The following is a 12533-nucleotide window of genomic DNA, read 5'->3' as shown; positions in this document are numbered from 1 at the left end:
GGGAAACGCGGTGCGGGTGGGCCTCTGACAGCGGTTGCCAATCAGGGAAACTTCCGCAATATCTGAGTTTATCACCGCGGCTGGCGCGGGTCGTGAACATACAATAGTGCCTGAAGAGGCTGCTTGAGATTGCGGCAGAGGGCGGTGTGCTTCTCCGGCTGTCCACTCTCCGGCCATTTGCGAGGACAGACACTTTCATCAATGGCCGTTCAACGACTTCTTTCTGCTCTCGCCTCCGCGTCTCTGCTGCTGTGCCCCATGCAGCTCCCTGCCCTCGATGCCCCGCAGAGCCCTACGCAAAACGCGGGAGCTCAGACGACGGCACCGCCTCCCGTATCGCCCGCTATCCGCCAGCGCGACCAGCAGCTGATTCTGAACGTGGATAAGGCCTACATGAACGGCCTGGCGAACTATCATGACGGACACATCTCGGCAGCGAAGGCGAACTTCGATTACGCGGTGGACCTCATGCTCTCCAGCGGTATCGATATCAAGAACGACCCGGAGCTGAGCGACGAGTTCGATCGCATCGTGGATGCCGTCAACACGCTCGAGGTCGATGCACTGAAGCAGGGCAACGGCCTTGCTCCTTCTCCCGCAGAGGAAACTCCGGCCGCTGCGGCAAATGCCGCTACGTTTACTGTCGATCCAACGGTGCGCGCAGAGGCCGAAGCGTCTCTGAAGACTACCCAGTCCGACTTCCCGCTGGTGATGAACGACTATGTCGCGAGCTTTATCAACTTCTTCTCGAATACCCGTGCCGGGCACGGAACGATCGTCGCATCGCTGAACCGTGCGGGACGCTATAAGGCGATGATCCAACAGGTACTGCGCGAAGAAGGAGTGCCGCAGGATCTGATCTATCTCGCGGTTGCCGAGTCCGGCTTTCGTCCCCAGGCGATGAATCCCTCGGGAGCTGGAGGCATGTGGCAGTTCATGCCGTGGGGAACCTACGGACTCGATCGCAATGGGTGGGTGGATGAGCGCTTCGACCCGGAGAAGGCGACACGAGCCTATGCGCGGGAAATCAAGAAAGCGTATGCGCAGACGGGCGACTGGTATCTTGCCATGGCCTCCTATAACTGGGGCACAGGCAACGTTCAGCGCGCGGTGCAGCGTACCGGCTACGCCGATTTCTGGGAGCTCTACAAGCGCAATAACCTGCCGGAGCAAACCAAGAACTATGTCCCGGAAATTCTGGCCGTCATCATCATGTCGAAGAATCCGAAGCAGTACGGACTCAACGATCTGACGCCTGATCCGCCTCTCGTAATGGACACCGTGCAGACGAACTACAGTGTCGATCTACGGCTGGTGGCGGACATCACCGGCGTACCGGTGCAGGAGATCGTGGGTCTGAACCCCAGCCTGCTGCGCGGCGCCACGCCGCCCGACGATGCCTACGATCTGCACATCCCCGCGGGAACGAAAGCACTCTTCGAACAACGTATTGCGGAGATCCCGGAAGACAAGCGACGCTACTGGCGCTTCCACAAGCTTGTGGAAGGCGAGACGGTGCAGGACGTGGCGAAGAGCTATCACGTGCCGGCCTCTGAGATCGCGTTCGTGAACCAGCTCAGTTCAACGACCGATCTCGATGGCGTCGATGCACTGATCGTTCCGGTCGCTCCCGCATCTTCCCCCTCTTCGGCGCGTAACGCTCTTTATCGCACTCGCGGAGGAGACACGCTGGTGACTGTTGCCGACCGTTTTGGCGTAACCGTCGAGCAGCTGCGCCGCTGGAATCACCTGCGTAGCAATGCGATTCCTGCGGGCAGGAGTCTTTACGTTGCCGAACCGGCACGTATTTCAACGGCGTCACGCCGCTCGCGCAGAGGTTCTTCGCGCGGCTCTGCTGGCGCATCTCACGGAAAAAATTCAAGGGGAACATCGAACAGCAAGGGCACTGCGGCGAAGCCTTCTGCCCATGCATCTTCCCCGGCTCCGAAGCACAAACACAAGTAAGCGAATGAGGATGAGGTGCGCTTGCGATCAATGTTGGCGCACCTTTCAAGCATCTGCGATTCCTGCCGATAAGCATTGATGAAGGACTGCTTTTATCAGGATGCAGGCGGTTCCGATCAAAGTGTGCCCGCGACTTTAACAAAAGCGATAGAGAATTCGTCTAACCCATCGCAACTACCTCTTGCGTTCCATCGCAAGGCGTAGCATCCTGTTGCTATAATTCGCGGCGTGGGACATGCGAATAAGTTGTAGCAGCTCGAGTTGCTGAATTAATGCGGACCCCGGAGGGAACCGATGCAGGAAGATCGCAAACTTTACGCTCGCAGCGAGAATGAATTTGAGTCTGAGATCGAAGAGCTTCCCGAAGGGCTGGATGATGCCTTCGGTGATGAAGAGGATGAAGAAGAGGAAGAGATTTCGATCTCACTCTCATCCGACGACGATGATGACGATCTCGATGACGAAGAAGACGACAAGTTAGAAGCAGAGCCTGAAGAACCGGTAGCCGTGGTGCCTCCTCCTCCGCCCGCCATCAAAAAGACCAGCCCCAAGAAGGCCAGTCCGAAGAAGGCAGTCAAGAAGGTGGCGAAGAAGACGGCAGCCAAGAAAGCTCCGGCCAAGAAGGCTCCTGCAAAGAAGGCTGCCAAAAAGGCAGCTAAAACCGTTTCGGCCAAAAAGGCCGTCAAGAAGTCTGCCGCTAAAAAGAGCACCAAAGGCGCCAGCGGCAAGGCAGCAGTAAAGAAGGGCGCCGGCATAAAAAAATCAACCAAACGAGGTACTACCTTGGCAGTTAAGAAGGCAGCAAAGAAGGCAGCGAAGAAGGCCCCTGCGAAGAAGGCAGCAGCGAAGAAGGCTCCTGCGAAGAAGGCAGTAGCGAAGAAGGCTCCTGCGAAGAAGGCGGCCAAGAAGGCTCCTGCAAAGAAGGCAACCAAGAAGGCAACCAAGTAATTTAACCCGCAACCCGTAATTCAGAGGCAAGCAAAAGAGCCCGGCATAGCGCCGGGCTTTTTTGCGCCCGCAGAACGGCGGCTGGCGGGGCAAAAGCAAACCGGGCAGCCCTGGGAGCTGCCCGGTCGGGATGATTAAACGTTGTGGTTACTGCTTCTCAAAGCTGGCCAGCGCCGACAACACTTCTTCGCTGTGATGGTTAGGATCGACGCCGGTCCATACCTTCACGATCTTGCCCTGCGGGTCGATCAGGAAGGTATTGCGCTTGGCGATCTTGATGGGACCCATGTCGCGCAGCGATCCGTACTGGCCGACGACCTTCTTATCGGCATCGCTCAGCAGGGTGAAGCTGAGGCTGTCCTTGGTGCAGAACTGCTTGTGGCTGTCGACCGTGTCTACGCTCACGCCGAGGATTACGGCATTCGCTGACTGGTACTTGCTGAGGTCACGCTGGAAGTTGTGCGCCTCGATGGTGCAGCCGGTGGTCATGTCCTTGGGATAGAAGTAGAGAACGACCCACTTTCCCTTGTAGCTATCGAGACTGACTGGCGTGCCTTCCTGCGAGGGCAGCGTAAAGGTTGGAGCAGGCTGGCCGACCTGCGGCAGTTCCGCATCGGCGGCGAAGCTGCGAACGGCGAGACCGCCGAGAGCGACGACGACAAGGGCGGCTAGGACGAGCGTAAGTTTGGACATAAGGCGATCTCCCGGGAGGATGAAGAAACACCTAATTATCCATTTTCGAGCGCGATGATCGCAATTCCTGCGCGGTCGGCCAACTCACGGACCTTGTCGAAGTCGAACAGGAGGGTGCGGCCGGCTTCCAGCGCGAGACAGGTTGCGTGCGCGGCCTGCATGGTCTCGATGGTGCGGATGCCGATGACTGGGACGTCGAAACGCATGTCCTGCTTAGGCTTCGCAACTTTGACTACGGTTAAAGTCCGGTCGAGAGTCGATGCCTCATCGTCTAGCGATTGCATCAGGTGGCCGGCACGCTCGATAGCGGCGTCGGTGCCTTCCATCGCTTCAATGGCCACGCACGCCTGGCTGGCGATGACCACCGTCTGGCCGATGTCGTACCCGGCAATGGTGTTCGCGACGGTGCGGCCATAGGCGATGTCGTTCTTCTCTTGCTCCGTTGGCTGGCGCGAGGTGAGGACCCCGGGCTTCGCGAGCAGTGGTTCGAGGTACGCGGTGGACGAGATCAGCTCGATACCTTCATCCCCAAGAACCTTGGCAACGGCGCCCAGCAGCATGTCGGTATTCTTCGTGCGCAGGGAAAGAAGCAGCTTGGCCAGGCGCCAGTCTGGCCGAATGCTCGAGAAGATCTGCTTGTGCTTCACCTGACCGGCCATCACGGCGCGGCTGACGCCTTCCTTATGAAAGGTGTCAATGAGCTTTGAGAGTTCTCCAAGTGAAAGCCAGTGAACGCGGATGCCGGGATCGGCCTTGGCCCGATCGTTCATTTCCGGATCTGTCTCTTCCTTGATCGCGGCGACGATAACTTCAAGGCCATGGGCGCGAGCAGCTTCGAGAAGAAGGAAAGGAAAGCGTCCGTTGCCGGCGATGAGGCCTAGCTTTGTCTGGGCAGGATTCACTTCAGGGGATGTCTTTCTTTGGGAGGATGTTCGATTCTGCCTGCTCGGCTTCGCGGAGCTCTTCGACGTCTGCAAGGTCTCGCAGGCGGCCCGCCGCCAACTTTGCTGTGATCAGGTCTTCGCGCGAGATGAAGTATGCCTTCAGGTCATTTCCGGGCGCTATTTGAGCTTCCACTCGCCGAGGCCATGCTTCTTCGAAATCGATGCCATCGATGTTGGGCAGGATGTCGATCGCGATCGGCTCGCGTCCAAAGCGAATGAATTTCTTCGGATTAGCGAGATCATCGGTAGAGATGCTGGCGAGCGGTGCACCGAAGTCCGAGAGCGCCTGGTAGGTCGCTGTAGCGTTCGCAGGATCAGCCTTCACCCAGATGTCCAGATCTTTCGTGGCGCGCGGCTGGGCGTGAAACGATACGGCATAACCGCCGATGATCAGGTAGCGGACGCCGTTAGCGTTGAACGACGCTAATAACTCTCTGAAGTCGGGAAACATCAGCGTCAGATCCCTTCATCGTGTAGAGGGCAAGCGTGATTTCGGAGACGGCTTGCATGCGTTCGGAGGCTGGACGGGACTGCCAGTAGCGGTACTCCGCCGCCTTCATCTCGGCCGGATTGTCGTAAACCGTGAGTGTCTTGTCCACGTATCTATTCTAAATTGTGTTGGTTGTAAAGCCGTCTACTTATGCACTCCGCGCTGCGAAGCTTCGATGAACTCGACGAGATAGGCGACATCGTCCGAGGCAATGCCTTCGTCCTTAAGCTTTTGAATGGCCTGGCTGGTGTTCATCTTTGCCGCCAGCAGGAGGCGGTAGGCCTTCTGCAGTTTGCGAAGGCGGTCGGCGTCGAATCCCTGGCGCTCGAGTCCGACCTTGTTCAGCCCGTAGGCGTGGGTTTCGCGCTTGGCAGACGTCAGCGAGTAGGGAAGTACGTCCTGAACGATGGTAGTGCCGCCGCCGAGATAGGCGTACTTGCCGACGCGGCAGTACTGGTGAACCTGGTTCAGTGCGCCGACTACGGCGAAGTCTTCGATGACCACGTGCCCGGCAAGCGTGGCGCCGTTCGCCAGAATGCAGTTGTTACCTACGACGCTGTCATGCCCGACATGGCTCAGGGTCATGATGAGGCAGTTGCTGCCGATGCGGGTGGTGCCGCCCCCGCCAACAGTACCGCGGGAGATAGTGACGGACTCGCGGATGGTATTGTCATCGCCCATCACCACGCGAGTCGGTTCGCCCTTGTACTTCAGATCCTGCGGAGAGCAGCCTACGGACGAGAACGGAAAGAAGCGGTTGCGGGCCCCGGCCGTCAGATGGCCATCGAGCACGACGTGCGAAACCAGCTCGCATTCTTCGCCGAGCACGACATTCGGGCCGATGGTGCAGTAGGGACCAACCTTGCAGGATTCCGGAACGACAGCCGTTTCGGCAACGATCGCCGTAGGGTGAATGCTCACTCGGGGCTCACCGCTGCCAGTGCTGGTTCCTGTGTCGCCGGTGCCGGTGCTGCTTCCTGTTTCCGGGGAACAAGCTGGCACATGACGGTCGCTTCGCAGGCCAGTTTGCCATCTACAGTGACCATGCCCTGCATGCGGACGGCACGAGGCTTCCAGTTCAATACTTCGATCTCGATGCGGAGCTGGTCGCCGGGCACGACCGGACGGCGGAACTTGGCGCGTTCGATGCCGGTGAAGACCATCAGCTTGGAGTCGCGGTCAGGAATTTCGGTCATCAGAAGAGCACCACCGGCCTGCGCGATGGCCTCGACGATCAGCACGCCAGGCATGATCGGGTAGTCGGGAAAGTGGCCCTGGAAGAACGGCTCATTGATGGTCACGTTCTTGATGGCGACAATACGCTTCTTCCGCTCGATCTCCATGAGGCGGTCGATGAGCAGGAAGGGATAACGGTGCGGAAGGATGTTCATGATGTCCCGGATATCGAGCACATCGCGTCCATCGAGAATGGGATTTGGAGTTTCCATAGCTGCATGGAAATTATAGCCGTTTACGATTCAGGGACTGTATCAGGGAATAACGTAAAGTCGCGCCTGATAACGAAGCCCGTCCATACCTGTTTTCTTTAGCTGGCGGCTTTCCCCAGCGCCAGTGACGGCTCGGCCGAGAGAGAAGCAGGCGCGAACTCGCCTGCCTGCAACTTAGGCCATGCGGCGGCGGCGATCATGGCGGCGTTGTCCGTCGAAAGCGCCAGCGACGGGAAGGCCAGCACGACGCCCTGCTCGATCGCCTCGGCGGTAAAGCGCACGCGTAGCTCACGGTTCGCGGCAACTCCGCCGGAGACGAGCAGGCTTGCGGCGCCCAGCGCTCCGGCCGCGCGGAAGGTCTTGCGGCGCAGGTCGTCGATTACCGCCCGCTGGAAGGATGCAATCAGGTCGAGGGTCTGCCGGTCGCAGAGCGCAAGGGCATCAGCCGGCTTCGGATCAGCTATCTGGGTCAGTGCCTTGCGGCGCAACTCGATGCTCTCGTGCATGTTGTGAATCTGCACGTAGCGAAGAACAGCCGTTTTAATACCGCTGAAAGAGAAGAGCGTCGCCAGCTTGTTGCCGCCCGCTTCGTCGCGGCGATGCGGTTTCGATTTCACCTGCGAGAACGAGAACGGCACAGCATCGGGATTGCCATGAGAGGCGAGAGCGTCGATCCACGGGCCGCCGGGATACCCCAGGCCAAGCAGCTTGGCGACCTTGTCGAAGGCTTCGCCCGCGGCATCGTCCACTGTGCGGCCGACATTGCGATAGCTCCAGCCATTGCCGCGCTGGCGGGCCAGGTAGAGGTGGGTGTGCCCGCCGGAGACGACCAGCGCCAGGGCAGGCAGCGGCAGCGGCTCGTCTTCCATCCCGCTTTCGAGCTTCAGCTGCGCCTGTTCGAGCAGGACGGCGTGAATATGGCCTTCGAGGTGATTCACTGCGATCAGCGGCTTATTCGCGGCGGCGGCCAGCGCCTTGGCATAGCTGATGCCCACAAGCAATCCACCGGCGAGGCCGGGGCCTTCGGTTACGGCGATGGCATCCAGATCCCGATAAGTGACGCCGGCGGCTTCCATCGCGGAGCGCACGACGGGAACGATGTTTCGCAGGTGCTCGCGTGAGGCCAGTTCGGGAACCACGCCGCCGTAGGGAGCGTGCGTGGGAACCTGCGAGGCGATGATGTTCGAGATCGTCTCGGTGCCATTGCGTACGACGGCGGCAGCAGTCTCGTCGCAGGAGCTTTCAATGCCCAGAATCAGGCCTCTGTTAGCGGTTTCATTCACGCTTCTATAGTAGTGAGAGAAGATGACGGCTTCAACGGCACAAATCGCCGCCGAAAATATCGTCGAGACGCTCCGCGCCTCCGGCCACGATGCCTATTTTGCCGGTGGATGCGTTCGCGACCTCCTGCTTGGCCGTGAACCGAAGGACTTTGACGTTGCGATCAGCGCGCATCCTGACGTGGTGATGCAACTCTTTCCCCGCACCTTTTCTGTAGGTGCGCATTTTGGCGTAATCCTGGTAGCCGACACGTTCGATGGCGCAGAAGCCGTGACCGAGGTTGCGACCTTTCGCAGCGACGGGGCCTATTCGGACGGCCGCAGGCCCGATTCCGTCCGCTTTTCTGAAAGCGCGCAGGAAGACGTGGTGCGTCGCGATTTCACCATCAACGGCATGCTGCTTGACCCGCTGGAGTGGAAGGCGAGCGGCAACCTGGAGACAGCGGTTCTCGATTACGTCGGTGGACGCGCTGACCTCAAAAGCAAACTGGTTCGGGCGATCGGCGACCCGGCGACCCGCTTCCGTGAAGATAAGCTGCGCATGCTGCGGGCGGTGCGCTTCGCGGCGCGCTTCGAGTTCGAGATTGAACCGCAGACCGAAGCGGCGATCCGCCAGTATGCGCCAGAGATTTCGCAGGTGAGCCAGGAGCGTGTTCGGGATGAGCTGACGCGCATGCTCACCGAGGGTCATGCCCGGCGGGCTTTTGAATTACTTGATCGCACCGGGCTTCTGAAACAGGTGCTTCCGGAAATCGATCGCATGCATGGCGTGGAGCAGCCTCCCGAATGGCATCCGGAGGGCGACGTGTGGATTCACACGCTCATGCTGCTGGAGCAGCTACCCGCCGGCGCTTCCGCAACGCTTGCCTGGGGAGCTCTGCTGCATGACGTTGGTAAGCCGGCGACCTTCCAGCGCGGCCCGGATCGCATCCGTTTCAATGGCCACCCGGAAGTGGGTGTGAAGATCTCGGAAGCCATCTGCCGGCGTCTGCGCTTCTCAAACGAGGAGAGTGCGCAGATTGCATTGCTGGTTGAGAACCACATGCGCTTCGGCGATGTGAAGAAGATGAAGGAGTCCACACTCAAGCGCTTCTTCCGTCTCAATAATTTTCCGGAACACCTGGCGCTCCACAAGATGGATGCCTCGGCCAGCATCGGCATCCTCGATCTCTACGAGTACGCGAAAGAGCGATTCGAGCAGAGCTCGGTGGAAGAGGTGAAGCCGGTGCTGCTGGTCACGGGACGCGATCTGATCGCTGAAGGATGGAAGCCGGGTCCGCGTTTCAAAGAGCTTCTCGCTCTTGCCGAAGACGCTCAGCTCGAAGGCCGGATCAGCAGCCGCGAAGAAGGGCTGGAACTGATCCGGTCCGAGGTTAAGAAATAATCCGGGACTACTGCTGCTGCGGCATGCCTTGCGGAGGCTGCTGCTGCTGCTGTTGCTGCTGCTGTTGCTGCTGCCCACCTTGCTTGTTCTTGTCCGGCGGAGCAGTCGGCGCTGCGCTCTGCGGATGATCGAGCAGCTTGAATCCATCGAGCGCGACAGAGAAGTTCTGCTGCGTGATATCTGCTTCAAGCAGCTTGCCCTGTTGCGTATAGAAGAGCTCTACATCGATCGCGTTGGCCGAGCTTACGGTGATCGTAGCGTGCTGCACGTCTACCTGCGAGCCGTTGAGGGTACCGTGGACACTGGGGCCGTGAAAGACGGTAGTCGGCACCAGCACGCCATCCTGCTTGGGAAGGAGCGCCCACGAGGTCGCCGGATCTTTCATCGCCACCTGTACGAGCAGGGCATACGCAGATGCGTCAAGATCCGTGAGCAACACCAGGTTCTGATGGCGATCCACCGTGTTCTGAGTCTGCTTGCCCTTGCCGCTCACATGAATCTGGAATTGCTTGCCTGTCGAGTCGGTGTTCAGTTCGAAGGTGACGGCAGATCCATTGACATTGCCGCCAAGCTGGTTGCTCACCAGGTTCAGGCTGGAGTCGAGCCGCTGGGAGTTGTGAAAGTCGTAGCTGAACTTCGTCAGCTTCACCTGGCCATGTGAGCTCACCGCGAATCCGTTCGCGGTCTGCTGCACCGAGTAATCCGAGGTGCCGACGGGTTTTCCGCCCTGTGAAACGACATAATGTCCGGAGTTGGCGGCGAAGTTTGCCTGTCCAAAAGCGGCTACAGGCGCCAGAAGCAGAAAAGCAACTAAGGGAGCTACAGAGAGACGCATTCGTTCCTTACCTCTCTTGATTGAGACGCGGTTTCGAAAAAATAGCTTCGGTCGAGGAGAAAGTTTTTGCACAACAAAAGAGCCACCGCCGCGCGGTGGCTCTTTTGCTTGAAAGACTTAAAGCTACTTCTGGGCATGCTCGAAGCGCTTGTTGATCTCGTCCCAGTTCACGGTGTTCCACCATGCCGCGAGATAATCCGGGCGCTTGTTCTGGTACTTGAGGTAGTAGGCGTGCTCCCAGACGTCATTGCCGAGGATCGGGAACTTGCCCTGCGAGAGCGGATTGTCCTGGTTGGCTGTGGTTACGATGGCCAGCTTGCCGCCGTCCCAGATGAGCCAGCCCCAGCCCGAACCAAACTGCTTTGCTGTGGTCTCATTGAACTGCTTTTTGAAGGCTTCGAAATCGCCGAAGTCCTTCTTGATCTGATCGCCGATCTTGCCCGTGGGCTCGCCGCCGCCGCCGGGCTTCATGATCGTCCAGAACATGGTGTGGTTTACGTGGCCGCCACCATTGTTGCGAACCGCAGTGCGAATATCCTCGGGAACATTGTTGAGGTTGCGGATCAGATCCTCCGGCGTGTGCTTCGCCAGGTCGGGATGCTTCTCGATCGCAGCGTTCAGATTCGTCACGTACGACTGGTGGTGCTTATCGTGGTGGAGCTTCATTGTTGCTTCGTCGATGTGGGGCTCAAGTCCCGCGTATTCATAGGGAAGAGGTGCGAGTTCGTATGCCAAAACGTGCTCCTTCAGAAACGGTTAAAGGTCGGAAATCGTGCGCAGACCATCCATGGTCTGGCATACCTGCGTCCTGATGATAATGGATGCTCGAAAGCGCGTGAGGGTCCAGAAGGAGGAGGGGTCAGATCTGCGGTATGAAAGAAATCTTTTCTCCGATGCCCCACGGATGGGGCAATCGCCAGCATCCGTCGTCTGCCGATGCGCATCTTTTCCATGGTAGATGTGTAATAACAAGAGATAAGGCGCGTGGAAACGTTCCGCGCGTGTGAACGTGTCGACCACTGCAGCCTATTTTTGATCGGGATTTGAATCTGTTTTGGATCGCTCAAAGATAACTCGCCGAAAACTCCTCAAAACGGCAGGGGCATCGGGCATGCTTGCCCTTGGTACACCCGCAGCGATGGCTGCAGGGTTCCAGAACCAGCCCCAGCAGCCGCCGGTAAAGCCAGGCCAGGAACCAAAAACCGAACAACAGGCAGCTCAGAAGTATCCGCAGGGTCCTGGCGTCTTCATCAACCGCCCGCTCACCCAGGTTTCAACGGCCGCCGATGCGCTGCTCGACGAGATGGAAGGCCGCGCCTGCGATTTTTTCTATAACGAGGCCAGCCCCAAGACCGGACTGGTGCGCGACCGCGCCTCAGCCGCTGGCCGCTCGTTGAGCCGTGTTGCCAGCATTGCCGCTACCGGCTTCGGCCTGAGCGCCCTCTGTATCGCAGCCAAGCGGAATTATCTGCGTCCCGGGGACTGCGAGGCGCGCGTCGAGAAGACGCTGGCGTTCCTCCTCGAAGAGTGTCCGCATGAACATGGCTTTCTCTATCACTTCATCGATATCGAGAGCGGGCAGCGCATGTTCAGTAGTGAACTTTCCTCGATCGATACGGCACTCCTGCTCTGCGGCGTTCTGCTCTGCCGCCAGTATTTTGCAGGCAATACGCGCATCGAGGCGCTGGCGACGACGTTCTATCGCCGCATTGACTGGCAGTGGATGTTGAATGGCGGAGCGACGCTTTCCATGGGCTGGCTGCCAGATCAGGGCTTCCTGCAGCATCGCTGGGATATCTATTCCGAGCTGATGACGATGTACCTGATGGCGATCGGCTCGCCTACTCATCCGGTGTCCGCGGATACGTGGAACGCCCTGCAGAGGCCGGTGGTACAGTTCGGCGGCATTGATTACATCAGCGGTGTGGCTCCGCTCTTTATTCACCAGTACGCGCACGCGTGGTGCGATTACCGCGGCCAGCGCGATCTGCACGCCAACTACTTTACGAATTCGATAGCCGCCACGCGTGCCCACCAGTTATGGTGCCTGACGCTTGGCAATAAATTCCCATGGATCGACCAGGATATGTGGGGGATCAGCGCTTCGGACTCGCGCACGGGTTATCGGGTCTGGGGCGGCCCGCCAGCGATGGGCACGCCCGACGGCACCGTGGTTCCCTGCGCGGTGGCTGGATCTTTGCCTTTCCTTCCCGCCGAGTGCTCGCACGTTTTGTTGAGCATGCGGCAGAAGATGGGTGATAAGGTATGGACCCGGTACGGTTTCGTCGACGCTTTTAACCCCAAGTTGAACTGGTTCGCAGAGGATATTCTGGGGATCGATCAGGGGATCAGCATCCTGATGGCGGAGAATCTACGCAGCGGTTTTGCATGGCAGTACTTCATGAAGAACCGCGAAATCATTCACGCCATGGGTGAGGTACAGTTTCATCCGGATCCGGATGCGAATACTCAGATCCTTTAGGTTTCGAAACACGTCCATTAGTAGTCAGGTAGTGCATTTCTCCTTCCGGCATGGGCCGGGAGCA

Annotated in this window: 12 protein-coding genes; 4 read left to right on the top strand and 8 right to left on the bottom strand. The window is 58.8% G+C overall.

Annotated features, from left to right (window positions below; all coding sequences use genetic code 11):
* Positions 1–258 precede the first annotated feature (258 nt).
* Together LJD29_RS06615 and LJD29_RS06610 are read left to right on the top strand one after the other, a co-directional pair.
* Positions 259–1965 carry a lytic transglycosylase domain-containing protein gene (locus LJD29_RS06615; RefSeq protein WP_446744960.1) on the top strand — a complete coding sequence of 569 codons (1707 nt, stop codon included), beginning with the start codon at positions 259–261 and terminating at the stop codon, positions 1963–1965.
* Between the two features lie 294 nt (positions 1966–2259).
* Positions 2260–2913, top strand: a complete 654-nt coding sequence (locus LJD29_RS06610) for a hypothetical protein (protein WP_446744959.1) — start codon at positions 2260–2262, stop codon at positions 2911–2913.
* Between the two features lie 147 nt (positions 2914–3060).
* Here LJD29_RS06610 and LJD29_RS06605 read toward each other — a convergent pair whose 3' ends face one another.
* The 6 genes from LJD29_RS06605 to tsaD form a co-directional block, all read right to left on the bottom strand.
* Positions 3061–3606, bottom strand: a complete 546-nt coding sequence (locus tag LJD29_RS06605) for a peroxiredoxin (protein ID WP_446744958.1) — start codon at positions 3604–3606, stop codon at positions 3061–3063.
* A gap of 35 nt (positions 3607–3641) precedes the next feature.
* Positions 3642–4508, bottom strand: coding sequence for an LpxI family protein (locus LJD29_RS06600; RefSeq protein ID WP_446744957.1), 867 nt, complete (start codon positions 4506–4508; stop codon positions 3642–3644).
* Between the two features lies 1 nt (position 4509).
* Complete coding sequence (locus tag LJD29_RS06595; RefSeq protein ID WP_446744956.1) at positions 4510–5001, bottom strand: nucleotidyltransferase; 492 nt, start codon at positions 4999–5001, stop codon at positions 4510–4512.
* 183 nt (positions 5002–5184) lie between these two features.
* Positions 5185–5961, bottom strand: a complete 777-nt coding sequence (gene lpxA / locus LJD29_RS06590; RefSeq protein WP_446744955.1) for an acyl-ACP--UDP-N-acetylglucosamine O-acyltransferase — start codon at positions 5959–5961, stop codon at positions 5185–5187.
* On the bottom strand, positions 5958–6488 hold the full coding sequence (gene fabZ / locus LJD29_RS06585) for a 3-hydroxyacyl-ACP dehydratase FabZ (protein WP_446744954.1): 531 nt from the start codon (positions 6486–6488) through the stop codon (positions 5958–5960). The genes lpxA and fabZ overlap by 4 nt, the downstream gene beginning before the upstream one ends.
* Positions 6489–6586: 98 nt before the next feature.
* On the bottom strand, positions 6587–7771 hold the full coding sequence (gene tsaD, locus LJD29_RS06580; protein WP_446744953.1) for a tRNA (adenosine(37)-N6)-threonylcarbamoyltransferase complex transferase subunit TsaD: 1185 nt from the start codon (positions 7769–7771) through the stop codon (positions 6587–6589).
* Between the two features lie 22 nt (positions 7772–7793).
* Here tsaD and LJD29_RS06575 point away from each other — a divergent pair, with 22 nt between their 5' ends.
* A complete protein-coding gene (locus LJD29_RS06575; RefSeq protein WP_446744952.1) occupies positions 7794–9152 on the top strand; it encodes a CCA tRNA nucleotidyltransferase in 1359 nt (452 codons plus the stop codon).
* A gap of 7 nt (positions 9153–9159) precedes the next feature.
* Here the strand turns inward: LJD29_RS06575 and LJD29_RS06570 are convergent, their stop codons facing one another.
* Positions 9160–9987, bottom strand: coding sequence for a hypothetical protein (locus tag LJD29_RS06570; RefSeq protein WP_446744951.1), 828 nt, complete (start codon positions 9985–9987; stop codon positions 9160–9162).
* A gap of 123 nt (positions 9988–10110) precedes the next feature.
* A complete protein-coding gene (locus LJD29_RS06565) occupies positions 10111–10722 on the bottom strand; it encodes a superoxide dismutase (protein ID WP_446744950.1) in 612 nt (203 codons plus the stop codon).
* 376 nt (positions 10723–11098) lie between these two features.
* Here LJD29_RS06565 and LJD29_RS06560 point away from each other — a divergent pair, with 376 nt between their 5' ends.
* Complete coding sequence (locus LJD29_RS06560; RefSeq protein ID WP_446744949.1) at positions 11099–12469, top strand: glucoamylase family protein; 1371 nt, start codon at positions 11099–11101, stop codon at positions 12467–12469.
* Positions 12470–12533 lie beyond the last annotated feature (64 nt).

This window comes from Silvibacterium acidisoli (assembly GCA_022870745.1).
Taxonomy (GTDB): Bacteria; Acidobacteriota; Terriglobia; order Terriglobales; family Acidobacteriaceae; genus Silvibacterium.
This window is presented reverse-complemented; position numbering and strand designations above follow the sequence as displayed.

Excerpts from the sequence above, each read along its gene's own strand:
- LJD29_RS06615 (WP_446744960.1), top strand. The coding sequence starts at position 259 with ATGCAGCTCCCTGCCCTCGATGCCCCGCAGAGCCCTACGCAAAACGCG.
- LJD29_RS06610 (WP_446744959.1), top strand. The coding sequence starts at position 2,260 with ATGCAGGAAGATCGCAAACTTTACGCTCGCAGCGAGAATGAATTTGAG.
- LJD29_RS06605 (WP_446744958.1), bottom strand. The coding sequence starts at position 3,606 with ATGTCCAAACTTACGCTCGTCCTAGCCGCCCTTGTCGTCGTCGCTCTC.
- LJD29_RS06595 (WP_446744956.1), bottom strand. The coding sequence starts at position 5,001 with ATGTTTCCCGACTTCAGAGAGTTATTAGCGTCGTTCAACGCTAACGGC.
- fabZ (WP_446744954.1), bottom strand. The coding sequence starts at position 6,488 with ATGGAAACTCCAAATCCCATTCTCGATGGACGCGATGTGCTCGATATC.
- LJD29_RS06575 (WP_446744952.1), top strand. The coding sequence starts at position 7,794 with ATGACGGCTTCAACGGCACAAATCGCCGCCGAAAATATCGTCGAGACG.
- LJD29_RS06570 (WP_446744951.1), bottom strand. The coding sequence starts at position 9,987 with ATGCGTCTCTCTGTAGCTCCCTTAGTTGCTTTTCTGCTTCTGGCGCCT.
- LJD29_RS06560 (WP_446744949.1), top strand. The coding sequence starts at position 11,099 with ATGCTTGCCCTTGGTACACCCGCAGCGATGGCTGCAGGGTTCCAGAAC.